The organism is Rheinheimera lutimaris (assembly GCF_013283795.1).
Classification (GTDB): domain Bacteria; phylum Pseudomonadota; class Gammaproteobacteria; order Enterobacterales; family Alteromonadaceae; genus Alishewanella; species Alishewanella lutimaris.
Genome location: NZ_JABSOD010000008.1, coordinates 18,600 through 45,481, shown reverse-complemented (window position 1 = coordinate 45,481; position 26,882 = coordinate 18,600). Strand labels below are relative to the sequence as shown.

Below are 26,882 nucleotides of genomic sequence, written 5' to 3'. Positions count from 1 at the left end.
GTAATAGTCTAGTCGGATGCGACCAGTCGCAGCTATAAACTGGTCGCGTTAAATCTGCGTACCCTGGCATAAGTCCGGGCTAACCAATGCCCAATAGCCGGTGTTGCATTTCATGCAGCCGCGAGCCGCAGCGGGCAAAAGCGAATGCCAGTTGTTTGGCCAGGTACAGTTCGTTCACTGCTACGTCAGCGCTAAGCAGTAACAAGGTGCCTCTGTCGTAGCATTCGTCGACCAGGGCGATAAAACGCCGCGCCTCGTTATCCAGTTTGCTAACGTAGTATTCTTTGTGTTCACGCTGGTAGCTGTCTTCAATGCCGTGCACTATTGGTTTATCAGCGAGATAGCTGAATTGCGGTACGCCGTGCACGGCGATAGCGGCGTATTGATCACACAGTGCCATATAATCCAGTTGGCTGCGCGGCCCGGCGCACAGGGCGTTAAAGTTAAAACCAATGAGTAGCCGGTTATGCCATAGCGCCGGTATATCACGCTGCAGGATACTTATCTTAGGCAGCGCTGCTACAGGGCCGCTTAGCTGTTCGGCCTTTTGCTGCAAGGCTGCTTCGCTTGCGCCTTGCAGATAATACGGCCAGTTTTGCTGCTGGCACAGACGGTAATCTTTGCCGCTGTCCAGGGTTATGACCTCACAGTACTGTTGCAGTAAGTCGATAGCAGGCAAAAAGCGCTGGCGCTGCAAGCCGTTGGCGTACAGTTGCTCCGGCAAGGCATTCGAGGTGGTAACCAAAACCACACCGGCGTTAAACAGGTAGCGCCACAGTGTACCGAGTAACATGGCATCGCCGATATCGTTGACAAAAAACTCATCGAAACACAGCACCCGGTAACGGGCGGCCCACTGCATGGCGATAAGTTGTAGCGGGTCTTTCTGCCCGCTTAGCTGATGCAACTCGCGGTGAACACGCGCCATAAAATGATGGAAATGCAGGCGGATTTTCTGCGGCGTTTGCAGTTGCTGGTAAAACAAATCCATCAGCAGGGTTTTACCACGGCCCACCGGGCCCTGAATATATAAGCCACGCAGCGACTGCTGTCCGGCGCTTAACTGCTGTGCCAACTGCGTCAGGCGTTGCAGCAGCTGATACTGGTTTTCGTCGTAGCTTAGTGCAGCAGTAGCTACCTGTTGTTGGTAGTGTGTAAGCAGAATAGCTGCCTCTCTTCGTCGGTTAGCCGGCGCAACAGGGTGCGCAATTATTGCCGTAAGGTCCGGCACTGTGGCGCATTAAAGTATGCCGGGGGCGAATACACAAGTGCTGTGCTACAGTCTTTAACATTAACGGTATAACGTTAACCACATAGCATTAGCTTAAACAGGAGAATAACATGTCAGTTCAACGTAACGGCCGTTGTCTGTGCGGCAAGGTGGGGATTAGTGTGGCAGTATCTGCGGATAAGGTCGGCGCCTGCCACTGTGACATGTGCCGGCGCTGGGGCGGTGGCCCGCTGTTGGCGCTCGACTGTGGCACTGATGTAAAGTTTAGCGGTGAGCAGCATGTGCGCGCCTTTCGCTCGTCCGACTGGGCCTCGCGCGGCTTTTGTGCTGAATGCGGTACGCATTTGTTTTATCGTTTAAGCCAGAACGGCCAGTATATTATCCCGGTTGGCTTGTTCGATAACGCTGACGATGTGGTGTTCGATCATCAGGTGTGTATTGACAGTAAGCCGGCATACTACAGCTTTGCCGAATACACCCATAATATGACCTGCGAAGAGATGTTTGCTGCCTTTGCCCCGCCGCAGTAGGGGCAGTTAACAGCCTGCGTTTAATCCGTTGCAGATAAGGTTGTACCGCTGCTTTTGGCCAGCGCAATAAAGCGTTGAATATGTTGATTCAGCTGCTCTTGCTTACGGTAACCGACATAAATATGTTTATGAATACCGCTGTCGCCGAAGCGCAGCACGTCAATCGGCAGACTGTCTGCGTATTCCAGTGCCAGCCATTTCGGCATCGCAGCTACGCCGCGGTTAGCCGCCACCATTTGTAAAATAATGTCAGTCGCTTCAAGCGTTTTATGGTGCTTAGGCATGCACTGCGCCGGCAGTAAAAACTGCTGAAAAATATCCAGCCGTGCTGTTTCTACCGGATAGGTCAGCAATACCTGATCGCTTAGCTGCGCCGGTGTCACCTCGCACAGGCCACTGAGTTTGCTGTGTTGGCTAACCACCAGTACCAGTTCATACGGAAACACCGGCTCAAACACGATGCGCTCTTTTTGGATCGGATCCGGGGTGATCAGTAAATCAATATCGTAATTAAACAGCGCTGCCATGCCGCCGAACTGAAAACGTTGTTTTACATCGATATCTACCCCGGGCGATTGCGCTAAAAACGGTTGCACCACTTTTAGCAACCACTGATAACAAGGGTGGCATTCCATACCTACCCGCAGGCTGCCTTTCTCATTGTTGGCAAATTGGCGTAAGGTGTCGTCGATGCGTTCAAACTGCGGCAGCAGCCGGTTGGCTTGCTCCAACAAGTAGCTGCCGGCTTCCGTCAGCCGGATTTGCCGGCCGTCTTTTAACCACAGGCTGGTGCCGGCCTGTTGCTCCAGTTTTTTAATGCTGTGACTTAGCGCCGATTGTGTTAGGTTTAAGCTGCTTGCGGCCGCCGTTAACGAGCCATGGCGGTCTATTTCACGCAAAATACTCAGGTGGACTTTTTCAATCACGCTATTACCTATGCCGCTATCTATGAACAGTATTCATTTATATGTGAAAATATACCATTTTAAATCATATGTGTAGCTTACGGATGCTGGGCCATAAAGTCGCGTATGGCTTGCACAAAGGCTTTTGATGCAGGCTCGCGCCCCAACAGTAAGTGCCCGTTGCTCTCTAAGCCGACAAACTCGGCATTGGGAATAGTTGCGGCAAGTTCGCGGCCAATGCTTACCGGGATTCGTTGGTCGCCCAGTGCATGAATCACCAACGTAGGCACCTTTACCTGTGCCAGCCGGTGGCGCACGTCGATATCGGCAAACACCGATAAAAACCTTACTGCGTTTTCGGCTGAGGTGGTTAAGCGCTGAAAATCATTAAACCAGTTGAACTCCGCCTCATTAGCATCCGGCATAAAGGTGGAAGAGAAGATCTGTCGGTACGCCGGGTTGTCGGTACCCCAGCCTATCGAGGTGAGCGTCATCACTGCTTCACGTTCTTTGGTTAAGGCTTCTGAAGCGCCGATGCGCCAGCCGGCAGCATAGCCGCCAAACAAAATAAGCTGTGACACCTTTTCCGGATAGCGGATAGCATACTCGATAGATACCGCTGCGCCTTGTGATATACCCAGCAGTGCAAATTTATCTAACTTATTTGCCGCTACTACTGTTTCGAGGTCGGTAACAAAGGCGTCAAATGAAATATCCGCCACGTCCCAGTCAGATAAGCCATTGCCGCGCTCGTCGTAACGGACAAAATGATGATCCGCTGCTAAATCGCGGAACAACGGGCTCCAGATCGGCGCATTCCAATCATGCTCCAAATGGCTAAGCCAATTCGCGGCTTTAACAATGGTAGGGCCCTTGCCTACAGAGGCATAAGCAATACGGACGCCATCTTGCGCGGTGCAAAACTGTACTTTTTGTCGTGCGAGCAGCTCGCGGCTGCCGGGGGCCTCTGCGGCATGCAGTTTATCCGGGCTGCTGAGCGTGGCATGTGAGGCTATACGAGACTGCAGCTTGCCGGTGAGTTGCTGCAGTGCATTGCGCTCTGCCGTCAACCAATCTTGAAACAGACTCTGATCGGGTAAATCCAGCCCTTGCAAAAACGGTTGTTGGCTTTGCAGCAGCAGCTCTTCAAGTTCAGCAATGGATAAATCGCTTTGCTGACTCTTAGCTATCAGCTGCTGCAGGTCAATGCAGATGTCGCTGCTGACCAGCGACACCCGCTCGCGGTCTGCTTGCAGCCGTTCTGCGGTGGCATCATTTACCAGTGGCCTGATCTTACTTAGCGACCAGCGTAATGCGCCCTTAGGGTCATCCGGAATTTCCCAGAATACTTCACATAACCTGTCGCGGCGGTGTGGCCTGGCGGTAAGTGCCAGATACGCCAGCAGGGCGCGGCTGCGCTTGGAGGCCGGCATTGCTATTACCATGCCATTGCGACGTAATTCCAGTTTACCCAGCATGTTAATCGCTATAGTCATTTGCACCTCCCTGATTATCCGTTTGTTATTTTAGCTGGCTGCGCTTAAGCGGCAAGCACCTTTACACAACACTTTTTTGATGGCGTGATATGAAATCATGAATTATATCAATAAATTGCTGTGCTGACGGCTCGTACTCCAGCAGCAAGTGCGATGTACTGTCCAGGCCAATAAATTCGGCACCGGGAATAGTTGCAGCAATTTCACGGCCGGATAGCGCCGGCACCGCTTTATCGCCCAGTGAATGAATAACCAGCGTAGGTACCTTTATCTGCGTCAGTTTGCTGCGAACATCCCAATCTGCAAAAGCCGACATTAACGCTGCCGCGTTTTTGGCGTTGGCTGCCAGCAGCAAATATTCGTTAAACCAGTCCAACTCGTGCTGGCTGGCGTCCGGCACAAAGGTCATGGAGAAAAACTGCCGGAACGCTGTGTTGTCCTGTTCCCAACCTGTTTCTGCCAGGGCAATGATAGCTTGCATTTTTTCCCGTAGCTGAGGGTCGCCATCTGCACACCAGCCGGCAGCGTAGCCGTTAAACAGAATCAAATGTGATACCTGCTCAGGGTGGCGCGCTGCATAGTCTATGCATAGAGCCACGCTATTTGATATGCCGAGTAACGCGAATTGACTCAGATTATTGGCAGTAACAACGGTTGCCAAATCCTGCGCTAAATCATCGACACTTACGCCGTCAATATTGCGCTCTGACATACCACTGCCGCGGTCATCATAGCGGATAAGCTGATAGTCGCCGGCGAGTTGATGAAAAATTCGCCCCCATAGCGGCGCATGCCAATCGTATTGCAGATGGTTTAACAAGGCGGGGGGTTTTAGCAGCGGCAATCCCCAGCCTGTTGATACATAGGCAATTTTTACGCCGTCGTCGCCGGCACAATAACGGATATCTGCTTGATATTGCAGTTGTAACGCCTGCCGTGGCCTGGCAGGCAAGGGAGCCGTTTTTGCTGCGTCAGTTACACTGCACTTCGCCGAAGCTGCAATTTGGCTCAGCAGTTTGCTGCGCAGCTGTATCAGTTGTTGCCGCTGTGCAATTAGCCAGTGTTGAAAGTCCGGGTGGTTATGCAAATCCAGCCCGTCCAGTAGCGGCATGGCCAGTTGTTTTGCCAACTCAGTCAATTCACCGGCGTAGTGCTGTTGTTGTGCGGCACGGCTGCACAGGTTAACCAGATCGATATCAATGTCGGTTTTATTAATGCTGACATAGTCCTTGTCTGCCACAACACGTTCAATGTTTTGTTCAGCACCGCTTTCGCTGGCATTATTGTTCAGAATGGCCCTGAGTTTACTTAATGACCAACGCAACGACCCTCGGGCATCTTTGGCCTCAGGCCAAAACAGCGTACATAAATAATCCCGGCGTTGTGGCCGGTTATTCAGCAACAAATAAACCAGTAAGGCGCGGGTTAATTTTGAGGAGGGCAGCGGGGTAAGCAGGTTGTTATGAAAAACCTGTAGTTCGCCCAGCATTTTTATCGCAATTTGCACAACACTTCACCTGACAGTTTTAACGTAATCTTGCCTAACCTTATGATGTCTATACTGGTCTAACTCATGTTCTGCAGGTTGTTGTGAAATGCTGCTCTTATTTGGCGGCAGTTTTTTTGTATTAGGTTTGCATAAAATACTTATGCATTTATGCAGCATAATTATTTTGTTTCCATTTTAATGTGCAAATTGTGCAACGGGAATGCTTTAAAATCAACAATTCAAATTGAAACTGCATTAACAACTAAAAAATACCACGCTTCAAATGTGCAAATTCCACGCTTATTACCATGTTAACTACTACGGTAGCCAGCGATGATGCCACCAATGTCTAATGTCACCATGGGAGGCGCAATCCTATGCAAGCCTTGCAATACGCTCAGAATGTTGCAGATGTTTTCGTTTTGCCGGAATGCTGTTTACATGTCAAACAACTGCTGGACTCTGACATCGTCAGTCTTGATGAGGTGGCCCAAGCTATTTTGCTGGATCCTGTGCTTACATCAAAGCTGCTAAAGCTGGCCAACAGTGCCATTTATAGTTTGCCGTACCAGCTGGAAAGTGTCAGAAAAGTATTATTAGTATTAGGTAAAACTCAGGTATATCACCTGGTGCTTAGTCTTGGTATTGCCTCTGCCTGTAGCACAGTAGATACTTCGGCTATTGATTTAGAGCGGTTTTGGGAGCAAACCGTCAATGCGGCCTTAATTGCACAGTTTCTGGCGCAAAGCTGTGGCTTACAACCGTCAGATCGGTTTTTTGTAGCCGGCTTGTTGCATAATATCGGCGAGATGGTGGTATTACACAACAACGCCAGGCAAGCAAATCAGTGCCAAAATTACACTATCGAAGAGCTGCCGTGGCAATTGCAGCAACGTGTGCTGGGGTTTACTTATGCCCGGTGTGGTGCAGAGCTGTTACATTTATGGCAGTTGCCCGACAGCATCGTTGAACCGGTAGCACTGCAACACAGCCACAATTTAAATCAGAAAAACAAAGCGCAATTGGTGCTGCATTTAGCCGCGAGACTGGCGCTGGCAAACCAGCACCCGGAAATGTATTCCAGCAGGCAACTGATTGATCCCGGCATTTTAGCGTCGCTGGAATTAAGTCAGCCTGACATTATCCGTGCTATCGATTTCTGCAACACCGAAGGTTTACTTATTCTGTCTGTTTTAAATCCACACATCTGTTCTGTTTATTAATGTTCTGCTTCGCTTGCAGTGATGTGCCGGCCCGCTGGTTAAGCCGGCACAACTGGTAATACCTCAACATTGCCATGCATTTTTGCCGCAAATTCCACGCTTATTACCACGCTTATTACCACGGTAGCTGGTTAACCTGACAACTGGTTTGATTTTTGTTAGGGAAGATTTGTAATGTTTACCATAAAAACACCTTTGTTGGCGTTGGTAGTGCTGGCAACCTTAACCGCTTGCGGTGGCAGCGACTCTGCAGTTGAAGAGCCGGTTGTTGTTGATTTTGATATCGAAATGTCTGATTTTTCAATGGATTTTGATACCAGCCAGGCCTTTGCACTTAATCACCGTATCCCGGTATCATTTACCATTCGTGGTACTGATACCAGCATAACGGAAGTAACCAACATTCCGGTTAGTTTTAGTTTTGTCGAGAAGAACCCTGCCGACCCGGCGGCGCCGATAGTGTGTAGCTCTAATGCTATTGATGTCGAGTTACCGGCGAACGGTGCGCCGGTAGTGGTAGAAAACGAGTTTATCTGGCCTGTCAGTGAATGCCAAATTCTGGCTGAAGCCGGACGTGAAGTAGAGCTGCAAGTTGGTTTTTTCCGCGATGAAACAGAGTTAAAAGGTAACGTGACAGCCACCTTGCCAACCCTGACGTTACGCGAAGGTGGCACCGATGTAGAGTACGAATTAACCACAGAATCGTCTGTAGCCTTGCTGGCTATCACCGAAGCAGAAGAATCACCAACACCGGTGTTGTCGGTAAAGTCCGGTTTTGTATTTAACGGTGCCGACCCTTACTTTTCTAAAATTGATGCTTCTGAAATTCCGGCAGATTTACAAGTGGTAGATGCTGAAACCGGCCTGAGTATCCAGCAGGAACTAACCTATGGCATGACCGAAGCGCAATTAAACCAATTAGGTAAATTGCCGGCGTCGGTTACACTGACTTATGTATTAATTCCTGAAAGTGCGCCGGGTATTATCTTGCCGTTAATGATTGGTCAGCAAGATGGCAGCACGGTAGCATCATTCAGTTTTAATGAAATTCAACCGGGCATTGCTGATGAGGCACACCATGACCTGTATCTGGAAGGCGCGGATCTGGCTGCAGTACAAGACGGAGAGCTGGCAAACGAAACGCATTTTATTTTGCGTGGCTGTGTGGTAACCAGTTTCTCTCAGAATGGTAACGACGGCGATCTTGCTAACGACTGTAAAGATGTAGACGTTAACCTGGAGCGTGAAAGCGCAACCGCCGTTACAGCGGCAAGTAATTCGTCTTTTAAAAAGAACCAAAAGCGTAACGCCGGCAACGCCCGCATTGCCATTGAATCTGAAATGGATGTCGACAACACCTTAAGCCGCAACGGTATTTTAAGCCGTGCCACCGGCGAAGTTGCACTACGCGGCAATATTGGCAAAAGTTTTGATTTTACAATTGCTGAAGCCATAGCTGAAGCCATAGTAACGAAAGATAAGTCGTCCTATTTTCATCAAATTAAAGCTTTCAATGTCGTAGTGGCCGGCGATACCAAAGAAGGCAAAGAGCACCTGAAGCTGAAGAATGAATTCGAGCAGGACAAAGCGCAGGAAGTAGCCGGTTTAGGTTTTGGTTTTGGCCCTGTACGGCTGGGTTTTAAAATCAGTGCCGGTGGCCGGGTAGGTATTGACGTTGACGATGACATGGACTTACTAACGGACTTGTCTGAGTGCCAGCTATTGCTGGTATCTGCAGAAGTGGTTAATACTTGCGGTTACCTAACCCGTTCGGTTGAACCAAACTTCAGTTTTACCGGCCGTATCTTTGGTGGCCTGGATTTACGCATCGTTAAAGCGGGTGTTGATGCCAACTTGCACTTTTTGGAAAATAGGTTTCCATTAACGGGGGTATTAAGTTTTGGCCTGACCGACGATGACCGTATTTTGGTACGTGGTGATGTTACGCTGGACCATACTCTGCAAACCATCAGTGGCAAAGTTAAGCTGGTTGGCACCATTAAAGTATTCCGCTTTCGCCGCAGCAAATCCGTTACGCTGGTGAGTTTCTCTTCTAAACCTGTTACGCAAAATCTGCTAAGACGCAGTACCGAAGGTACGCTGGAATTACTTTAGTACAAGATAGTGGTTTTTATACGAGAGGCGTGCACATGCCAGGTTTGAACATTAAGAAATTATCGTTATTAGCCGCTGCGGCTACTGCTGTTGTCGGTGTGATAGCGTTCAATCCATGGAGCCGCTCTGACTCTGTGCAGGTAGAGGTTTCGGCAAGCGCGCAGCCGGCTGCGCGTTGCCAGCTGGCTGTGGGTCAAACTGCGGCGTTCCGCTTTAGCTCAACGGTTACGGCAGAAGGGCAAAGCGATACGTTTGAAGGTGTGATGAGCTGGCAGGTTGAAGCGCTTAACGCTGGTGTTGCGCGGGTGCGGGCAAGCTTTAGCAAGGTTAACCTTAGCCAGGATATGACACTGGCGGCAGAGCGCGCGGCATCACCGCAAGGCTTACCGTTTTTTCTGCAAGTGGACAGCAACTGTGCCATTAGCAGTACCGCCTTTGCACCACAATGGCAGCCGAAAAGCCGCTTGTTGGTGGCTACCCAACTGGATAATTTCACCTTTTTGTTGCCGCCGGCCGGCACAACGCAATGGCACAGTGCAGCACTGGATGGCCTGGGCGATTACACCGCGCACTTTAGTATGCTTAGCCAGACGCCGCTGCAAATTCAGCGCCACAAAGCTGACCATCTGATACGCGGTGCCGCCGACAGTTTTGGTATTAAGATTGCGGTGCAGAAATCGCAAGCCACTGCCATATTTAACCCGTCACAACCGCTGTGGTGGCAAGCTATCAGCGGTGAAGAAATCGTTAGTTTACAAGTCGCTGGTCAGCCTGAAGTGATTATGCAGCAACGTTTTTCATTGCAACGCGATGATCAGCTGTTTGCTGCCATAGCGCAAACGGATTGGGCGTTGGCTGAAAAATCTGTTCCTTATGATTTGGCGCCGGAATTCGACGAGTTTACAACGCAGCAGCAAAGTTACACGGAAACCTATGTTGCCTTTATCAGTGCTATCACTGACACGCCGCCACGGTATTTTGATGCCGCGCTGGAAATGGCCGCCTGGTTGAAAAAACACCCGGAAGATGTCGACTTGTTAGTGGCAGAGCTGCGCGGGCAGATGGATGATGATGCCAGGCCGACGGCTTTTTTAGCCTTGCAGTTATCCGGCCTGAACAACGCCCGCGAAGCACTGTCAGACATGGTGTTTGACACTACGATGAGCCAGGGTGATCAATCCAGAGCCGCCTCTGCACTGGCAGACCTTGGCACGCCGCGACAGGATGTCGCCGAGCTGTTGCTGTCACGCGCAATGATTAAGGATATCGGCGGCAATGCCAGTTTGTTAGGGGCAGGCAGTATGGTTGCCCGTTCAGATGACCCGGCTTTACGCCAGTACATTATGCAATCGTTGCAACAACAGCTTGTCGACACAAGCGACCAAAGTGAGCGGTTGATCTTAATTGACAGCATGGGCAATACCGGTGACGCCAGCTTTGTTGAAGTATTAAGCCATGAGCTTAGCGCAGAGTCGGAAGCTACCCGGCGTCGTGCTGCCGATGCCATATCACGTTTACCGGCAGAGCAGGCGCGGCCTGCGTTGCTGGATGCGCTGGTGCAGGAAAGCGATCCGCAAGTAAGCACTGCTTTGATAGATGCGTTAAAACATTCCGGTGCCAGCTCACCGGAGCTGTTGGATGTGCTGGAAAAACGCGTCAGCTCGCCGGATGCCAATCAGCGCGCTGCAACTATTGATTTGCTGGGCGCGCAACAAACTGAAAGGGCACAACAGCTGTTGATTGCGCAATACAAACGCGAAACCGATGCGCGGATTAAAATGCAGATTGGCCGTTATGTGCCGGCCAAGGCATTAAGGTGAAAACGTCGTCAGTATTTTTGTGCGCAGCTATTGCAGCCGGTATTGCCGGCTGCAATAGCGAACACGGCGTTGAGCAACAGTTTTGGACGCCGCTGGCATCGGTCACTGTAGATAGCGGCTCGGGTACTACTTCGGCAGTAGCAGTGCCGCTGGATAACTTGCGCCGCGCTCTTAAGGTAAGCGCGCAGCCGCAAGGCTGTTTACGGGTGTCTTCTGCTATCAATATTGCCGGAGAGCAGCTTATTGCCAACCTGGCAGTATCTGACGCCAATATCTGGCGTACTGCTAAACTGCATCAGGCCGGTTTATTGGTGTTAGAAGGTGCAGCCGCAGAGCTAACCCATATCAGCTTTGATGCTGTAGCGTGCGATGCATCAGCCGGTGGCACGCTGCCAACCGGTGTTATGGTCGAATCTCATTTGTCCGCACAGCCAACTCACCCGGGCCTTAAACTACGGCTGGTATTAAGCCCTGCGATAAGCGCAGAGCTGGATACAGAATTGCTGGCGCAATTAATTGGCGTTGAATTGCAGCTGGACATTGCTATTACAGCGGTGCAAGCCACTGCTGATAGCGAAGTTGTTATGCAACATCAGGCGGACTTTTCATCTTTAGCCTCAATATTGGCTGTGTTGCCGACAAAAGCGCAAGACACTATTGATCTGGTTATCGGGCCCTGCCTGCTGCAGCAAACGCCGTTTGGCCGGCAACAGTTAGCCGGTTTTACCCCAAGAATTCCCGGCGGCGCAGGGCCTGCCGACGGTGTTTTTGTTGCCCGCACTAATTGTGGTTTTGCCGATGCCGCCCCCGGCACGGTTAACGAAATCGCGCGCCTGGCCGCCCATGAAATCGGCCATTATCTCGGGTTAGCGCATCCGGAAGAAGCGGATGGCAGCGAAGATGATTTAGCCAGTACCAACAGCCACAATTTAATGCACCGCATTCCGTTAACCGCCACGGCAACCGGGCTTACCTTTGAGCAGCGTGAGCGAATGCTGGCGCATCCTTTTGTGACAGAGCTGTAGCTTGTTGAAGCTAGTGCAACCGAATATTCTTTTGCTACCTGCTACTATATTATTAGAAAAAAATTGGTTTTATCTTATATAGTTGAATATAAGATTTAGCAAAGGATGCAGGGCAATGTCAGATAATCGCTTAAAAATAGTGTTTTGCTTTTTTTTATTCTCAATACTGGCCGGATGCGCATCGGCTCCGGTGGGAAGCCGAATAACTAAGCCGATTGTGACGCCGAAAGAGGGGCAGGCTATAGTCGTAGTCTACCGTTTAGATGAAGGTGAAGATGCAAGTTATAATTACGCGTTTAATGTTAATGGCTTTGAGAAAATCATTTATGATGGATACTATTATGTGTACGAGTTTTATCCCGGGGTTTATCCGGTTCAGGGACTGACTTACGGTAGCGGTTCATATTATCTTGGTAAATACCCGTCAATCGTAATAAATGAAGATGATGTAGGTAAAGTATTTACCTATTGGATAGATGAGTCATCAAATCTTGGCAGCACGGCCTGGACCCGCAGTTTCGCAGAGTGGCCGGTGAATACAGAATATTTTGACAACAGAAAGTACAGTACTACTTTTAACGCTTATGAAACTTCTGATCTGAAAGAGCTTTTCGGAGCAGATTACTTCGGTCGCGTAAAAGATGGCAAACCGGCAGGCTCAGGGCGTTTGCAATGGTCTGATGGCAGAGCTTACGAGGGAGCCTTTAAAGATGGCCGACCCACAGCGGAAGGAGTCTTTTATCTGCCAAATGGTCGCTACTACAAAGGTCAGTATGATAGTAATGCCATGCCATTAAGTCCTGCCTTGATTTATCATGACAACGGTCGTTTAGCTTACAATGGAGAAGTGAGGAGCGGTATACCTAATGGTATGGGTATTTCATACAGTGCCGATCATGCTGACATCATTTCAGGTAAATTTAAAGATGATAGACCGGATGGTGTGGTCATAAAAAACTCTGCCGGAGAAGTATCTTTAGAAACGTTTGAAAATGGTCGCGTTGTGACAGTAAGTCCGGTTGAAAGAGCAAAAACTTTTGTTAAAAGTGCCGATGAAACTCAGCTGCATCGATTCTTAACGCCCATTAAAAACGAAGAAAAGGTGCTCATTAATGACAAACTGGAAAAGAGTGCTCAATTAAAAGAACTAAGGCAGGCCAGAAGTAGCTGTCACTGCGCTTTTAACTTGTGTTTAACCAGCTATCGTGACGGTTTATCTTACGAGCAAAAGAAAAGGCAGGATGAAAGAACCGAGGCTTTTCATGCAGAGTGCAGAAGAAAAGTTACATCGGGTGGCGAATTAGATCCTGCCAAAAGTGCAAATTTGCAGGCAGAGTTAGATAAGATTGACAGAAAATACGAAAATTTGATGTTAAAAAAGCAAAAAGCGGAAGCAGATAAAGCAAAACTGAACCGTGAGCTGGATCAGTCCAGAGAGGCAAGAATTAAGAAGCTGGCAGCTGAGCAACAACAAAAAATACAAGCTGAGATTCAAGCACATAAAAAGTCCTGTGTGGCAGCTTTTGAATCAGGCCGATACCCTTGTTCTTGTGGCGGCGTGCTTCCTCAGCGTAACAATGCAAAAACGTGTTCAAAATAATGGCAGGTGCTATACCAATCAAAATTTTGTCAGCGGGGCGGCAGGTAAGACTATTAAGTTCGCCTGCTTAGCTGCCGATTCCGTTGGATAGCATAACTGCACGGTATTTTAAAATGGCAGGTTAGCCAACCAAAGTTATAACACCGACAATTTACTGTTAGTTAAGTCAGTGACCAACATATGGCCAGGGCTGTGGGCAATGCAAAAATCCACGCCCGCATTGGCTATTGCCACCTGCGGTGTTACGCCGCAGGCCCAGAATACCGGCACTTCGCCCGGTTTTATGCTTACCGCATCACCAAAATCCGGTTTAGTAATATCATTAATGCCAATAGCGGCCGGGTCGCCAAAATGCACCGGCGCGCCATGCACCTGCGGAAAGCGTGAGCAGATCTGAATAGCGCGTATCGCATCAGCCGGTAGCATCGGCCGCATACTCACCACCATACCGCCATGGAAAACCCCGGCCGGGGTGCAAGCGATGTTGGTGCGGTACATCGGCACGTTTACTTTTTCTGTGATATTACGAATTTCCAGACCATCAGCCAGCAAGGACTCTTCAAACGAGAACGAGCAGCCAATTAAAAAGGTGACTAAATCATCGCGCCAGATCTCCCGCACGTCGGTGACTTCGTCTGTCAGTTTGCCGTCTTTAAATACACGATACTTCGGCAAATCGCTGCGGATATCCAGATCTTTTGCCAAAGACGGCATATCAATAGCGCCCGGTGTGGCTGCCATACCCAGCAACGGGCAGGGCTTGGGATTAAAGTGGCAGAATTGCAGAAAATCAGCAGCGTATTGTTTGGGCAATATCGCCATATTGGCCTGGACAAAACCCGGCGCAAACCCTGAGGTATTGTCGCTAAAGGCACCACTGCGACACTGTTGGCGTATCTGGTAAGGGGTTAGCACTGACATAAATCACTCCGAGCAGATTAACTAATTAAGCCAGTGTACTGCAGTGCCGGCGGATGCAACAGAGGGCAGCTATAGGCTAAAGCGATAATGCGCCTTTTAGCAAAAAGTTAACTACACACTTATTTCCTTTTGGTATACCCAATCGTAATTGGCTATTTATTGGTTATTTATAATTGCGTTTATTATATCGATAACCTCGTGCCGTTAAGGTGCAGATCATGCCGGGTGGCCATGCAGCGCGGATACACAACAGGATTAACAGGCTATGAGTATTAGCATTGAGCAGGTCAGCAAGCGTTTTGGTGACTTTGTTGCGGTAGATAATGTCAACCTGGCGATAAAAACCGGTGAATTGACGGCATTACTGGGCCCGTCCGGTTCAGGCAAAACCACCTTGCTGCGTATTATTGCCGGGCTGGAACAGGCCGATAGCGGCCGCATTCATTTTAATAATCAGGATATTACCGGCCAGCATGTGTCGGAGCGCGGTGTGGGCTTTGTGTTTCAGCACTATGCGCTGTTTAAACATATGACAGTATTTGAAAATGTCGCCTATGGTTTAACGGTAAAGCCGAAAAAACTACGGCCAAATAAGGCCGAAATAGCGAAAAAAGTGCATAACTTGCTGCAACTGGTGCAGCTGGACTGGACGGCAGATCGCTATCCGGCGCAGTTATCCGGTGGCCAGCGCCAACGTATTGCGCTGGCTCGCGCCTTAGCGGTAGAGCCCAAAGTACTGCTGCTGGATGAACCCTTCGGCGCGCTGGACGCCAAGGTACGTGCCGAGCTGCGCCGCTGGCTGCGCCGTTTGCATGACGAAATTCATGTTACCAGTGTGTTTGTGACCCATGATCAGGAAGAAGCACTGGAAGTAGCCGACCGCATAGTGGTAATGAACAAGGGCGCCATAGAGCAGGATGGCACACCGGAGCAGGTATACGACCACCCGGCTAACCCTTTCGTGTATGAGTTTTTGGGTAATGTAAACTTGTTCCACGCCCGGGTAAAACAGGGCCAGAGTACTATCGGCAACGTTAAGCTGGCGTCGCCGGAGCATAGCAATGGCGACGAGCAGGCTGGTTTTGCTTATGTGCGGCCGCATGAAATTGACGTCTTTAAAGCACCGCTAAGTGATAGTTTAAAAGTGACGCTGGATTTAGTCACCATAGTCGGGCCGGTGGCACGGTTAGAGGTGCTCAGTGATACCGACCAACAACTTATTCATATTGAATTACCCAAAGAGCAGTTTAAACAATTACAACTGGCACAGGGCGACATTGCCTGGATCCAGCCGCGTTACAGCAAAGTCTTCCTTGGTGAAGGCATTTAAGTAAAAGGAATATACATGATGCAGAACACAAAAAAGTTTACCCTGCTGCTGTTAGCGGCAGTGCTGGCGGCACCGGTAACGGCAAAAGAGTTGTTAAACAGCAGCTATGATATCGCCCGCGAGTTGTTTGCCGAGATAAACCCGCTGTTTATCGAACACTACAAACAGCAAACCGGCGAAACCCTGGAAATAAAGCAGTCGCATGGTGGTTCATCGCGTCAGGCGCAGGCGATTATTCAGGGCTTACGGGCTGATGTGGTGACATTTAACCAAAGCACCGACATTGATATTTTGCACCAGCGCGGTAACTTACTGCCGGCTGACTGGCGCGACCGTCTGGCTAATAACAGCTCGCCGTATTATTCCACCATGGCATTTTTGGTGCGTAAAGGTAACCCTAAGCAAATCAGTAGCTGGGCAGATTTAACCAAAGACGGCGTGGGTCTGGTATTTCCAAACCCGAAAACGTCCGGCAATGCGCGTTATACATACTTGGGTGCGTACGGTGATGCGCTGGCACGTTTTGATAACGATGAGCAAAAAGCGCAACAGTGGCTGCAAACCTTCTTAAGCCGCGTAGTGGTGTTTGATACCGGCGGCCGCGGTGCTACCACCTCTTTTGTCGACCGTGAATTGGGTGATGTGCTCATTACCTTTGAATCGGAAGTAAACAATATTATTGCGCAGTACCCGGAGCAGCAGTTCGAACGTGTGGTACCGCCAACCAACGTGCTGGCCGAGTTTCCGGTGGCTTGGATTGACAAAAATATTCAGCGTAATGGCACCGAACAGCAAGCGAAAGCTTATTTAACCTACCTGTACAGCAAAGAAGCACAGCAGGTGTTGGCGCGCTATTTCTACCGGGTGCACAACCCAGACGTTATTGAAGCCACCAAAGCGCAGTTCCCGCCAACCAGCTTGTTTACTGTAGAGCAGGTATTCGGCAGCTGGGAGCAGGTGCAGCAACAGCACTTTGCCAGTGGCGCACTGCTGGATAAACTGCTGGCACAGGGCAAGCGTTAACCGTGACCTTTTATCGCAGTAATAACAGCAAACGCGTGCTGCCGGGCTTCGGTATCAGCCTTGGCAGCAGCTTGTTTTTTATCAGTCTGGTGATCTTGCTGCCGATCACCGGTTTAGTGGTGCAAACCGCAGAGTTAAGCTGGGCGCAGTATTGGGCGATTATCAGCGACCCCCGCGTGGTAGCCTCATACAAAGTTACTGCCTCAGCGGCTGCCGTGGCCAGTATGTTTAATTTGTTTTTCGGCCTGTTAATGGCGTGGATTTTAACCCGTTACCGCTTCCCGGGCAGGGTACTGCTGGATGGCTTAATGGACTTGCCCTTTGCGCTGCCTACTGCGGTAGCGGGCTTAACTCTGGCGGCGGTGTTTTCAACCCAGGGCTGGTTTGGTCAGTATCTGGCGCTGTGGGATATTAAAGTGTCCTATGCCTGGCTGGGTATTGTGGTGGCGATGACCTTCACCAGTGTGCCTTTTGTAGTGCGCACCGTACAACCGGTACTGGAAGAGTTTGGCCCGGAATATGAAGAAGCCTCGGCGACTCTGGGGGCCAGCCCGCTGCAAACGTTTTTTAAGGTGATACTGCCGGAAATAAAGCCGGCGCTGTTTACCGGTACCGCTTTGGCGTTCACCCGCAGTCTGGGCGAATTTGGTGCGGTGATTTTTATTGCCGGTAATTTGCCGTGGCAAACTGAAGTGACGTCACTGATGATTTTTGTCCGGTTACAGGAGTTTGACTATGCCGCAGCCGCAGCGATAGCCAGCGTGGTGTTGCTGGTGTCCTTAGTGCTGTTGTTTGTCATTAACGGCATGCAACAGCGTTATCAACATATTACCGGTGGGCCCAAATGAGCCAAACATCATTAAATAGCCGCCAGCGCTGGTTGCGGCCGCTGTTAATCAGCAGCGGGGTGGTGTTAACGCTGCTGTTGTTAGTGGTGCCGCTGATTTTTATTTTTGTGGCGGCGTTTTCAGCCGGTATTGGCGGCGTGTGGCGTAACCTCGCCGAGCCGGACATGCTGCATGCTATTGGCCTGACCTTGCTGGTGGCCGGTTTAACGGTGCCGATAAACCTGATTTTTGGCACCCTTATCGCCTGGTGTGTTACGCGGTTTAGCTTCCCTGGCCGGCGCTTATTACTGACCCTGATTGATATTCCGTTTGCCGTGTCGCCGGTAGTGGCCGGTTTACTGTATCTGTTGCTGTATGGCAGCAATGGCCCTTTTGCCAGTTTGCTGGATCAACACGATGTGCAGCTGATGTTTGCCTGGCCGGGCCTGGTGATGGTAACCGTATTTGTGTCTTGTCCCTTTGTGGTAAGGGAGTTGGTGCCGCTGATGTCAACCCTGGGCACCGAACAGGAAGAGGCCGCCGTGCTGCTGGGCGCCAGTGGCTGGCAGGTGTTTTGGCACATTACCTTACCTAACATTCGCTGGGCGTTGTTGTACGGCGTTATTTTAACCAATGCCCGCGCTGTGGGTGAATTTGGCGCTGTGTCGGTAGTATCCGGTACTATTCGCGGCCAAACTAACACCCTGCCACTGCATATCGAGTTGTTGCAGCAAGATTACAATACCGCCGGCGCTTTTATCGCCGCGGCCTTGCTGACGTTAATTGCCATTGCCACTCTGGTGGTAAAAGCATTTTTACAGTGGAAGCTGGCGCGGCAGGAATAAACAGCTGCGTGTGCGTGTATGCTGAGGTAGCATACGCCACCATGCAGACAACACAGCGGTTCGACGGACTTTAGCAATGAAATTTAAAACCCGATTACTCCACAGTGGCGCCGGTGCTGATGCGCATACCGGCGCCTTAACCACGCCCATTTATCAAAGCAGTACCTTTACTTATGGCACGGCAGCAGAGGGCAAAGCCCGCTTTGCCGGCGAGCAACCCGGCTTTATTTATAGCCGCATGGGTAATCCAACCGTACAAGCGTTGGAGCAGCAATTGGCAGAGCTGGAAGGGGCCGACGACGCGCTGGTGGTGGCCAGTGGCATGGCGGCGGTTAGCAGTATTTTTTATGCGTTGGTGAGCAGCGGCGACGAAGTGGCTTTTATCGACCCGGTATACGGTGGCACAGCGGCGTTTTTAATTAATACCTTAAGCCGCGCCGGTATTACTGTTAGCCGTTATGCCAGTGATGATGACTTACTGGCCAATATTAACCCGGGCACTAAGTTGGTGTTGTTTGAGCCCATAACCAACCCTAACCTTAAAGTCAGCGATTATCGCAAGGTCAAGGCGGCAGCGGCGAAAACCGGCGCCATTACCGTATGCGACAACACCTTTTTAACGCCGTACTTATTTAAACCGCTGGAGCATGGCATCGATTTGGTGATGCACAGCGGCACTAAATATTTAAGCGGCCACGGCGATATTATTGCCGGCGTGGTAGCGGGCCGCACAGAACTGATGCAGCCGGTGCGTACTATAGCGCTAAAACATATCGGTGCACCTATAGGCCCGCAAGAAGCCTATTTACTACAGCGCGGTATGCGCACACTGGCACTGAGGATGGATGCACACCTGGCCGGTGCGGCCAAGGTGGCGGCGTTTTTAGCGCAGCACCCGGCGGTGAACAAAGTGATTTATCCAGGCCTTGTCACTGACGCCGGTCACCCGGTACTGGCAGAAACTGTTGGCGCTTTTGGCGGTATGGTTAGCATTGAGTTGGCTGGCGGCTTTGAACGCGCTGCCCGGTTTTTAGACCAATTACAGCTGTTTACCCAAGCCGTGAGTTTAGGTGATTTAGAAAGCCTTGCCTGCCACCCGGCCAGCACTACCCATGCTGCGATGGATGCAGCCAGCCGCTTAGCTGCTGGTGTTACCGACGATCTGATCCGGCTGAGTATTGGCGTAGAAGACCCGGATGATTTGATTGCCGATCTGCAACAGGCGCTGCTGAGCTGAGTGACAAACTCAGGCGTTGCCGTAAATCTCTTTATTCGCCAGCCAGCGTTTAATTAACTGCTCGCTGGCAATTTTATTTTGCTGCCATAGCGTGGTGGCAATTTGCTGTGCTTGTGGCAGCAGGTCGGCGTCGCGGCTTAAATCGGCAATTTTAAATTGCAGCACACCGGTCTGCCGGGTGCCGAGCAATTCGCCCGGGCCACGTATTTCCAAATCACGCTGGGCAATAACAAAGCCGTCGTTACTGTCGCGCAGCACGCCAAGCCGCGATTGCGCGGTGCGGGACAGCGGCGCATGGTACAGCAATACGCAGTGCGAGGCGGTGCTGCCACGCCCTACGCGACCGCGCAGCTGGTGCAGCTGAGCTAAACCTAACCGCTCCGGGTTTTCAATAATCATTAAACTGGCATTAGGCACGTCTACGCCCACTTCTATTACTGTGGTGGCAACCAGTAAGTCCAGCTCGCCGCTGCTGAATTGTTGCATTACCTGCTGTTTTTCTGCCGCTTTTAACCTGCCATGCACCAGGCCGATTTTTAATTCCGGCAACGCTTGTTGTAAGTTCAACATGCTGTCTTCGGCGGCCTGACATTGCAGGGTTTCTGACTCTTCAATCAGTGTACAAACCCAATACGCCTGACGTTGCTCACTTTGCACGGCACTGCGTACCCGTTCAATAATGTCATCGCGTCGTGTATCCGGTATTGCTACGGTAGTTACCGGCGTACGCCCCGGTGGTAGCTCATCAATAATTGAGGTGTCCAGATCGGCATAGGCCGTCATGGCCAGGGTGCGCGGTATCGGTGTGGCAGTCATCACCAGTTGGTGCGGATACTTACCTTCGATGCCACCTTTTTCGCGCAGGGCAAGGCGTTGATGCACGCCAAAGCGGTGTTGCTCGTCGATAATAATCAAGGTTAAGGCATTAAATTCAACTTGCTGCTGAAACAAGGCATGAGTGCCCACCACCATTTGTGCACTGCCGTCGCTAATAGCGCTAAGCGTGGCTTGCCGTGCTTTGCCTTTGGTTTTACCACCCAGCCAGGCCACGCTGATATCCAACGGTGTAAACCAGCGGGCAAAGTTGGCGGCGTGCTGCTCGGCCAGCAATTCTGTCGGTGCCATTAGCGCCACCTGATAACCGCTGCCAATGGCTGTCAGTGCTGCCAGTGCCGCTACCAGGGTTTTACCCGAGCCGACATCGCCTTGCACCAGCCGCAGCATCGGTAGCGTTTGGCTTAAGTCATGACGTATTTCGCCGGTTACCCGCTGCTGGGCTTGTGTTGGCGAAAATGGCAGCGCGGCCAGAAAGCGTTGCTCCAGTACCTTATTGGTTTGTAGCGCGACGGCCTGTTGCTGCTGACTTTGGCTGCGCAGTTTATACATGCTCAGCTGCTGTGCTACCAGCTCCTCCATTATCAGCCGCTGTTGTGCCGGGTGTTTGCCCAGCTCGAGTAATTGCAGGCTGGCATCCGGTGGCGGCCGGTGGATATAGGTTAAGGCTTCGGTCAACGACCAGGGTTGGCGCAGCAGGTCGGTGCTGAGGTATTCATCCGGCGGGCTACGCTGTAAATATTGCAAGGCGGCATCAGTAAGATTGCGCCAGGTGGCCTGGCGCAGGCCTTCGGTAGTGGGGTAAATTGGGGTTAAAGTTTCGCTGACTTCGGTCAGCAACTCGTCGTTATGCACGCGGTATTCCGGGTGCAGCATTTCCAGCCCGCGTGGGCCGCGTTTGGCTTCACCAAAGCAGCGCAGTAACACACCCGGCGTGACAGCGTTTTTTTGGGCGGCGCTAAAATGGAAAAATCGCAGGGTTAAATAGCCGCTGCCATCTTTAATTTTAACCAACCAACTGCGCCTTTTACCCAGTTGGATTTCGCTGCTGACCACTTCGCCCAGCACAGTGCCGTGCATTAGCGGCATTAAATCGGCGATGGCGTAAATTCGGGTGCGGTCTTCGTAGCGCAGCGGCAAATGAAACAAAATATCCTGCAAGCTGAAAATACCCAACTTGTGCAAGCGTTCGGTAACTTTGGCGCCAACGCCTTTAATTGAGGTGACAGCCTGAGTGGCCAGTGGCGCGAAATTGCTCATCAGGGCTGCTGTCGTAACGGCGGTAATAGCAGGCTTTGGGCAATGGCTTGATCATACAGCCGTGACACCGTGCCGTCGGCCACCATATCGGCCAGATGTTTGCGTAGCAGTGGCTCCAGAGCCGCATTAGTGCTGGCGCGTGACAGTGCAATATGAATAGAGCCGCTGCTGTTGCGGCTGAGATCCAGCTCGGCAATACGAAAACGGTGACGGTAGCTGCCGGTAGAGTTTATCGCATCAGACGTACTGACAGTAGGAGATACCAGCGCATCAACCCTGCCGCGCAGCAGCATTTCCAGCCCGGCTTCGATTGAATCCACCGTGACGGTTTGGCGCGGGTTTTGTTGCAAAAACGTCATTACGCCGGGTGAGTATAAATAACTGCGGATACTGACCAGGGTTAGATGCCGCAGTTGGGCTTCATTATCAATATTACGGTTATCGTTGTAACGTAAAAACAGGCTTTCCGGCACGCCTTTGTTGTACGGCAACATAAACATGCTGTTGTTGCGCTCGTCGCTGAATTTCAGGTTCGACATTAAGTCGACTTTGCCGTCGGCCATCAGCCGCAGGCAGCGTGCCGTGGGGGTGCGCGGTGTAAAACGCAAAGCAAAACCGGCACGTTTGGCCAATTCGCGCATCAGATCAACAGAGGGGCCGTAAGGTTCGCTTACGTCTTCATAATGATGAAAACGCGAAAAATGGTCCAGGCACCAAACTAATTCAGGTTGTTGCGTCGGCCCGGCTGCTACCGGCTCTTCTGCCAGCGCCGCACCGGCCATGAGCACGGCGGCAGCTAAGAAATACTGAAAACGATGCAACAACCCGGTAAATTTCATTTTAATCTCAGTGTGTTGACGGTACTTCCATTACGCCGTCAATTTCTATCTGGCTGGCGCGCGGCAGCGCCGACACTTGTACTGCAGCACGTGCCGGATAAGGTTCGGCAAAGTATTGGCTCATAATTTCATTCACCACAGCGAACTGGCCAAGGTCGGTAAGGAAGATATTTACTTTTACCATATCATTTAAACTGCCACCGGCTGCATCACACACTGCAGCCAGGTTTTTGAACACCTGATGGGTTTGTGCGGCAAAATCTTCTGACACCAGTTGCATGGTAGCCGGCACCAGCGGAATTTGGCCGGATAAATACACTGTGGTACCAATTTTCACTGCCTGGCTGTAAGTGCCGATAGCGGCGGGGGCATCATTGGTACGGATAATCACTTTAGACATCTTACTTATTTCCTTCTGTAGACTTTTTGTACATCCGGCATCACGCGGATTTTACGCATCACGTTGGCCAGCTGTATTCTGTCGCGTACCGACAGGGTAATTTTAATCACATATTCACCGGTGTCGCGGTCGTCGGTGGCCAAATCCTGAATATTAGAATCCTGCGAGGCTATCAGCGTGGTGAGCTTTGCCAATACGCCCTGACGGTTAACAATAAACACGCGGATATCGCACAAGAACTGCTTGTCACCGGTTTTATCCCAGCGTACAGGGAAAAATTTACCCGGCTCTTTATCCCAGCCTTTGATATTGCGGCAATCGGCACGGTGTACATTCAAACCCTTACCTGGCGTGGCGTTAGCCACAATATCATCGCCCGGAATGGGCCGGCAACACTTGGCAAAGGTCAGCAGCATACCTTCAGAGCCGATAATAAAGGCTTTGCTTTTCGGCATTGGCCCGGCATCGTCTTTATGGCTGCTTTCATCGGAGTCAAATTCACCCAGTAAGCGCCGCGCTACGGCTATAGCCAGCTGATTACCCAGGCCAATTTCGCTACACAGCTCGTCCAACGATTTTTGTTTGGTATTTTGCAGCACCTGCTCGATGCTCTCCGGCGCAATATCTTCCAGTTTTACCTCACCCAGTGCAGAGCTCAGCAGGCGTTTACCTAAACCGATAGATTCATTTTGCTGTTGTTTTTTCAGGTAGTTACGAATACCCAAAATGGCACGACTGGTGACAACATAGTTTAACCAGTTGGCGTTGGGCTTACCGCCCGGGCTGGTAACAATTTCGACTGTTTGGCCGGTTTCCAGCGGTTTATTTAACGGATAAGGCCGCCGGTCTACCCGTGCACCGACACAGCGGTTGCCGATATCGGTGTGCACAGCGTAAGCAAAATCTACTGCGGTGGCGCCAATCGGCAGTTCAACAATTTTACCTTTGGGTGAGAACACATACAGCTCGTCCGGGTACAGCTCGGATTTTACATTTTCGACAAACTCAGCACTGTTACCGGCATTTTGTTGTAACTCAAGCAGGCTTTGCATCCAGCGTCTGGCGCGAATTTGCGCCGTGGTATCCTGGTGTTGGCCATTGGCTTTGTACATCCAGTGTGCGGCAATACCTTTGTCGGCCATTTCATCCATTTCCCGGGTGCGCATTTGTATTTCTACCGGAATACCGTGCGGGCCAATTAATGAGGTGTGTAGCGACTGGTAACCGTTTTGTTTCGGAATGGCGATATAGTCTTTAAAGCGGATTTCAATCGGCTTATACAGGTTGTGCACCACACCCAGGGTGCGGTAGCAGTGATCAGTGCTGTCTACCACTACACGAAAGGCATAAATGTCCATCACATCGTTGAACATCAGCTCTTTGTTTTTCATCTTGCGGTAGATGCTGTACAGATGTTTTTCGCGGCCGCTCACGTCGGCATTAATACCGGCTTGCTCCAGCCGGCCCAAAATTTCATGCTGAATTTTTTCCAGCAATTCACGCCGGTTACCGCGGGCTTGTTTTACGGCGGTGGATAGGGCGCGATAGCGCATTGGGTACAGCGCCTGAAAACCCCAGTCTTCCAGCTCATTTTTAATATTATGAATACCGAGGCGGTTAGCGATTGGCGCGTACAGTTCAAGGGTTTCTTTTGCAATGCGGCGGCGTTTTTCCGGCCGCAGGGCGCCTAAGGTACGCATATTGTGCGTGCGATCAGCCAGTTTAATTAAAATAACGCGGATATCCTGCGTCATTGCCATAAACATTTTTTGCAGGTTGGTAACTTCAAATTCCTGATAGTCTTTGAATTTTACCTTGTCTAGTTTACTGACACCCTGCACCAGCTCGGCTACGGTAGCGCCAAACAGAGCAGTCAAATCTTCTTTGCTAACCGGGGTGTCTTCTATTACATCATGCAGCAGCGCGGCCATTAAGGTTTCATGGTCCATGTGCATATCGGCCAGAATACTGCTTACCGCTACCGGATGGGTAATGTAGGGCTCGCCGCTGGAACGGGTTTGCGGCGCGTGCGCGTCCCTTGCCACTACATAAGCTTGCTGCACTAAGGCAACCTGCTCCGGCGGCAAATAAGCACTGATTTGATTTTTCAGACCTTCAAATAAATACACCTGTGCTCCCAAACTGCGACAGCAAACAAAACACGCCGTTAAGCGCGGGATTTATTATGAATATACGTCTATTTGTTACAGTTGCCAACGGCTAAAACGCCGCTGGCCTGTGCAGAGCGGGGGTTTTTAGTGGTCTGAGCCGATAATCGCAGCTACGGCAGCCATTTCTGACGCTTCTTGCTGGATTTGGTCACGACGTTCCTGCTCGTCCAGAACGGAATTAGTGATAAAGCCTTTTTCAATTTCGCGCAGGGCAACAACGGTAGGCTTATCGTTTTCGATATCAACCAACGGTTCTTTGCCTTCAACAGCTAACTGACGGGCACGGCGTGCGGCCACCAGAATTAAGTCAAAACGGTTACCAATTTTATCTACTGCATCTTGAACAGTTACGCGTGCCATTTACCACTCCAGTGTTCGGGCCATCACAAGACCGCATAGTTTACGCTAATTTGCTGTTGTCGCCAACAGTTGCTTCAGCAACGAATTATGTTTGCTGGCCTGGCTGCCATATCCGTTTCGCTGTGCCAGTACAATACGCTCAAACTCGTTTAAGGCGCTGTCGAAGTTATCGTTAATAATCAGGTATTCGTATTCATCGGCATGGCTCATTTCGCTGTGAGCTTGCGCCATACGTTTGGCTATTACTTCAGCTGAGTCCTGGCCACGGTTGTTTAAGCGTTGCTCCAGTTCAGTCAGGCTGGGTGGCAGAATAAAAATGCCTTTGGCCGATGGTGCCTGCCGGCGGATTTGACGTGCGCCTTGCCAGTCAATATCTAAAAATACGTCGATACCGCGGCTTAAACTGTCCCGAATTGTGCTTTTAGACGTACCGTAGTAGTTGCCGAACACTTCGGCCCATTCTAAAAATTCATCTTGCGCAATCAACGCTTTAAACTGCTCCACACTGATAAAGTGGTAATGCACGCCGTCTTGTTCACCCGGCCTTGGTGCGCGGGTGGTGTGCGATACGCTAACCTGCATATCAGTATGGCGTTTCAGCAGCGCCTGGATCAGGCTGGATTTACCGGCGCCGCTTGGCGCCGAGATAATAAACAGATTGCCGGCAAGTTCCTGCATAAGGTTAACGCCCGAAAATAAAAGAATGCGGATTTTAGACGCTGTTGGTCGTTGCTGCAAATCCCGTTACTTTTTCGCTTTAGCTTTCACCGATAACGTCAGCGTAAAAGTGGCCATCGGCTCGTCACCATGCAAGTTTGGGCAGGTTACCACCACCGATACCGGCTTGTTAATGCGCTCACCGCTGGCCAGCGATTCGTCAATCATAGCGTCGATAACAGCGCCGTCGTGGCTGGTAAAATGTACTGTCGCTTCCGGCCGTTTTAAAAACCGGCCCTGTACATCTTTAAAAGCAAAATTGGCATTAACGCCACGGGCTTTAGCTTTACTAAACACCAGAAAGGCTCCGGCTAAGTCGGCGCCTATTGCCAAAGCGCCAAAGTAAATGCTGCCCAAATGGTTTTTAGTACGCCAGCTGTGCGGCATGGTTACTTCCAGCGTATTGCTGTCCATGCGGATAATTTTTGGCTTACAAAAGCCAATCAGCGGAATGTAGCGCCAGGCGAAAAATTTTAAGCCCCAGTTGGCTTTACCTAATGACATGGCCATAACGTGGCTCCGGTTTAAAGGTTTTGCCTGAGCTTACACTGGTAGGACCATGGCAGCAAGCTGACCGTTAACGCAAGAAAAACAACCATGCGTCCGGTTTACGCTGTTTTGATGAAAGCGGGCTATAGTAATGTAAACATACTGTTTATATTGCGGGGTTGTTCCTGGTCGTGT

Annotated in this window: 23 protein-coding genes; 11 read left to right on the top strand and 12 right to left on the bottom strand. The window is 50.6% G+C overall.

The annotated features are described in order from the left end of the window. Window positions 1-79 precede the first annotated feature (79 nt). Window positions 80-1,231, bottom strand: coding sequence for a cell division protein ZapE (zapE, locus tag HRH59_RS09820; protein WP_331460166.1), 1,152 nt, complete (start codon window positions 1,229-1,231; stop codon window positions 80-82). A 110-nt stretch (window positions 1,232-1,341) separates the two neighbouring features. On the opposite strand from zapE, the gene HRH59_RS09815 reads away from it, so the two are divergent. Next, a complete protein-coding gene (locus tag HRH59_RS09815; RefSeq protein ID WP_173501093.1) occupies window positions 1,342-1,761 on the top strand; it encodes a GFA family protein in 420 nt (139 codons plus the stop codon). A 20-nt stretch (window positions 1,762-1,781) separates the two neighbouring features. Here HRH59_RS09815 and HRH59_RS09810 read toward each other — a convergent pair whose 3' ends face one another. The 3 genes from HRH59_RS09810 to HRH59_RS09800 form a co-directional block, all read right to left on the bottom strand. Further along, window positions 1,782-2,687, bottom strand: coding sequence for a LysR family transcriptional regulator (locus HRH59_RS09810; RefSeq protein ID WP_173501092.1), 906 nt, complete (start codon window positions 2,685-2,687; stop codon window positions 1,782-1,784). A 77-nt stretch (window positions 2,688-2,764) separates the two neighbouring features. Then, a complete protein-coding gene (locus tag HRH59_RS09805) occupies window positions 2,765-4,162 on the bottom strand; it encodes an alpha/beta hydrolase (RefSeq protein ID WP_218573493.1) in 1,398 nt (465 codons plus the stop codon). 61 nt (window positions 4,163-4,223) lie between these two features. Continuing rightward, the gene (locus tag HRH59_RS09800) at window positions 4,224-5,669 is read right to left on the bottom strand and encodes an alpha/beta fold hydrolase (protein WP_173501091.1); all 1,446 of its coding nucleotides are present in this window, start codon (window positions 5,667-5,669) and stop codon (window positions 4,224-4,226) included. Window positions 5,670-6,028: 359 nt separating this feature from the next. On the opposite strand from HRH59_RS09800, the gene HRH59_RS09795 reads away from it, so the two are divergent. The 5 genes from HRH59_RS09795 to HRH59_RS09775 all read left to right on the top strand — a co-directional run bounded on the left by HRH59_RS09795 (window position 6,029) and on the right by HRH59_RS09775 (window position 13,434). Continuing rightward, window positions 6,029-6,874 (top strand): HDOD domain-containing protein, encoded by an 846-nt coding sequence (locus tag HRH59_RS09795; protein ID WP_173501090.1) that lies wholly within the window; start codon window positions 6,029-6,031, stop codon window positions 6,872-6,874. Between the two features lie 174 nt (window positions 6,875-7,048). Next, window positions 7,049-8,989: a hypothetical protein gene (locus HRH59_RS09790; protein ID WP_173501089.1), complete on the top strand. Its 1,941-nt coding sequence runs from the start codon at window positions 7,049-7,051 to the stop codon at window positions 8,987-8,989. Between the two features lie 35 nt (window positions 8,990-9,024). Beyond that, window positions 9,025-10,809 (top strand): HEAT repeat domain-containing protein, encoded by a 1,785-nt coding sequence (locus HRH59_RS09785; protein ID WP_173501088.1) that lies wholly within the window; start codon window positions 9,025-9,027, stop codon window positions 10,807-10,809. Next, a complete protein-coding gene (locus tag HRH59_RS09780; RefSeq protein WP_173501087.1) occupies window positions 10,806-11,834 on the top strand; it encodes a hypothetical protein in 1,029 nt (342 codons plus the stop codon). The genes HRH59_RS09785 and HRH59_RS09780 overlap by 4 nt, the downstream gene beginning before the upstream one ends. A 115-nt stretch (window positions 11,835-11,949) precedes the next feature. After that, a complete protein-coding gene (locus tag HRH59_RS09775; RefSeq protein WP_173501086.1) occupies window positions 11,950-13,434 on the top strand; it encodes a hypothetical protein in 1,485 nt (494 codons plus the stop codon). A gap of 135 nt (window positions 13,435-13,569) precedes the next feature. On the opposite strand, the gene HRH59_RS09770 is transcribed toward HRH59_RS09775, so the two are convergent. Then, window positions 13,570-14,355: a putative hydro-lyase gene (locus HRH59_RS09770; protein WP_173501085.1), complete on the bottom strand. Its 786-nt coding sequence runs from the start codon at window positions 14,353-14,355 to the stop codon at window positions 13,570-13,572. Between the two features lie 265 nt (window positions 14,356-14,620). On the opposite strand from HRH59_RS09770, the gene HRH59_RS09765 reads away from it, so the two are divergent. The 5 genes from HRH59_RS09765 (at window position 14,621) to HRH59_RS09745 (ending at window position 19,617) form a co-directional block, all read left to right on the top strand. Further along, complete coding sequence (locus HRH59_RS09765; protein ID WP_173501084.1) at window positions 14,621-15,685, top strand: sulfate/molybdate ABC transporter ATP-binding protein; 1,065 nt, start codon at window positions 14,621-14,623, stop codon at window positions 15,683-15,685. A 15-nt stretch (window positions 15,686-15,700) separates the two neighbouring features. Next, window positions 15,701-16,708: a thiosulfate ABC transporter substrate-binding protein CysP gene (gene cysP / locus HRH59_RS09760; protein ID WP_173501083.1), complete on the top strand. Its 1,008-nt coding sequence runs from the start codon at window positions 15,701-15,703 to the stop codon at window positions 16,706-16,708. Window positions 16,709-16,710: 2 nt separating this feature from the next. Next, complete coding sequence (gene cysT, locus HRH59_RS09755) at window positions 16,711-17,556, top strand: sulfate/thiosulfate ABC transporter permease CysT (protein ID WP_173501082.1); 846 nt, start codon at window positions 16,711-16,713, stop codon at window positions 17,554-17,556. Continuing rightward, entirely contained in the window at window positions 17,553-18,380 is an 828-nt protein-coding gene (cysW, locus tag HRH59_RS09750) for a sulfate/thiosulfate ABC transporter permease CysW (RefSeq protein ID WP_173501081.1), read from the top strand. The genes cysT and cysW overlap by 4 nt, the downstream gene beginning before the upstream one ends. A gap of 76 nt (window positions 18,381-18,456) precedes the next feature. Next, window positions 18,457-19,617 (top strand): trans-sulfuration enzyme family protein, encoded by a 1,161-nt coding sequence (locus HRH59_RS09745; protein WP_173501080.1) that lies wholly within the window; start codon window positions 18,457-18,459, stop codon window positions 19,615-19,617. A gap of 9 nt (window positions 19,618-19,626) precedes the next feature. Here the strand turns inward: HRH59_RS09745 and recG are convergent, their stop codons facing one another. The 7 genes from recG to HRH59_RS09710 form a co-directional block, all read right to left on the bottom strand. After that, window positions 19,627-21,711, bottom strand: a complete 2,085-nt coding sequence (gene recG / locus HRH59_RS09740; protein WP_173501079.1) for an ATP-dependent DNA helicase RecG — start codon at window positions 21,709-21,711, stop codon at window positions 19,627-19,629. Then, window positions 21,711-22,550: a substrate-binding periplasmic protein gene (locus HRH59_RS09735; protein WP_231702448.1), complete on the bottom strand. Its 840-nt coding sequence runs from the start codon at window positions 22,548-22,550 to the stop codon at window positions 21,711-21,713. The genes recG and HRH59_RS09735 overlap by 1 nt, the downstream gene beginning before the upstream one ends. Window positions 22,551-22,557: 7 nt before the next feature. Next, on the bottom strand, window positions 22,558-22,950 hold the full coding sequence (locus tag HRH59_RS09730; RefSeq protein ID WP_173501078.1) for a RidA family protein: 393 nt from the start codon (window positions 22,948-22,950) through the stop codon (window positions 22,558-22,560). Between the two features lie 5 nt (window positions 22,951-22,955). Then, window positions 22,956-25,079, bottom strand: a complete 2,124-nt coding sequence (gene spoT / locus HRH59_RS09725) for a bifunctional GTP diphosphokinase/guanosine-3',5'-bis pyrophosphate 3'-pyrophosphohydrolase (RefSeq protein WP_173501077.1) — start codon at window positions 25,077-25,079, stop codon at window positions 22,956-22,958. Between the two features lie 126 nt (window positions 25,080-25,205). Beyond that, on the bottom strand, window positions 25,206-25,481 hold the full coding sequence (gene rpoZ, locus HRH59_RS09720) for a DNA-directed RNA polymerase subunit omega (RefSeq protein WP_173501076.1): 276 nt from the start codon (window positions 25,479-25,481) through the stop codon (window positions 25,206-25,208). Between the two features lie 45 nt (window positions 25,482-25,526). Then, a complete protein-coding gene (gmk, locus tag HRH59_RS09715; RefSeq protein ID WP_173501075.1) occupies window positions 25,527-26,159 on the bottom strand; it encodes a guanylate kinase in 633 nt (210 codons plus the stop codon). A 66-nt stretch (window positions 26,160-26,225) separates the two neighbouring features. Further along, on the bottom strand, window positions 26,226-26,708 hold the full coding sequence (locus tag HRH59_RS09710; RefSeq protein ID WP_173501074.1) for a DUF4442 domain-containing protein: 483 nt from the start codon (window positions 26,706-26,708) through the stop codon (window positions 26,226-26,228). Window positions 26,709-26,882: the final 174 nt, after the last annotated feature.

Excerpts from the sequence above, each read along its gene's own strand:
- HRH59_RS09815 (WP_173501093.1), top strand. The coding sequence starts at position 1,342 with ATGTCAGTTCAACGTAACGGCCGTTGTCTGTGCGGCAAGGTGGGGATT.
- HRH59_RS09805 (WP_218573493.1), bottom strand. The coding sequence starts at position 4,162 with ATGACTATAGCGATTAACATGCTGGGTAAACTGGAATTACGTCGCAAT.
- HRH59_RS09795 (WP_173501090.1), top strand. The coding sequence starts at position 6,029 with ATGCAAGCCTTGCAATACGCTCAGAATGTTGCAGATGTTTTCGTTTTG.
- HRH59_RS09790 (WP_173501089.1), top strand. The coding sequence starts at position 7,049 with ATGTTTACCATAAAAACACCTTTGTTGGCGTTGGTAGTGCTGGCAACC.
- HRH59_RS09785 (WP_173501088.1), top strand. The coding sequence starts at position 9,025 with ATGCCAGGTTTGAACATTAAGAAATTATCGTTATTAGCCGCTGCGGCT.
- HRH59_RS09775 (WP_173501086.1), top strand. The coding sequence starts at position 11,950 with ATGTCAGATAATCGCTTAAAAATAGTGTTTTGCTTTTTTTTATTCTCA.
- HRH59_RS09770 (WP_173501085.1), bottom strand. The coding sequence starts at position 14,355 with ATGTCAGTGCTAACCCCTTACCAGATACGCCAACAGTGTCGCAGTGGT.
- HRH59_RS09765 (WP_173501084.1), top strand. The coding sequence starts at position 14,621 with ATGAGTATTAGCATTGAGCAGGTCAGCAAGCGTTTTGGTGACTTTGTT.
- cysP (WP_173501083.1), top strand. The coding sequence starts at position 15,701 with ATGATGCAGAACACAAAAAAGTTTACCCTGCTGCTGTTAGCGGCAGTG.
- cysW (WP_173501081.1), top strand. The coding sequence starts at position 17,553 with ATGAGCCAAACATCATTAAATAGCCGCCAGCGCTGGTTGCGGCCGCTG.
- HRH59_RS09745 (WP_173501080.1), top strand. The coding sequence starts at position 18,457 with ATGAAATTTAAAACCCGATTACTCCACAGTGGCGCCGGTGCTGATGCG.
- recG (WP_173501079.1), bottom strand. The coding sequence starts at position 21,711 with ATGAGCAATTTCGCGCCACTGGCCACTCAGGCTGTCACCTCAATTAAA.
- HRH59_RS09735 (WP_231702448.1), bottom strand. The coding sequence starts at position 22,550 with ATGAAATTTACCGGGTTGTTGCATCGTTTTCAGTATTTCTTAGCTGCC.
- HRH59_RS09730 (WP_173501078.1), bottom strand. The coding sequence starts at position 22,950 with ATGTCTAAAGTGATTATCCGTACCAATGATGCCCCCGCCGCTATCGGC.
- rpoZ (WP_173501076.1), bottom strand. The coding sequence starts at position 25,481 with ATGGCACGCGTAACTGTTCAAGATGCAGTAGATAAAATTGGTAACCGT.
- gmk (WP_173501075.1), bottom strand. The coding sequence starts at position 26,159 with ATGCAGGAACTTGCCGGCAATCTGTTTATTATCTCGGCGCCAAGCGGC.
- HRH59_RS09710 (WP_173501074.1), bottom strand. The coding sequence starts at position 26,708 with ATGGCCATGTCATTAGGTAAAGCCAACTGGGGCTTAAAATTTTTCGCC.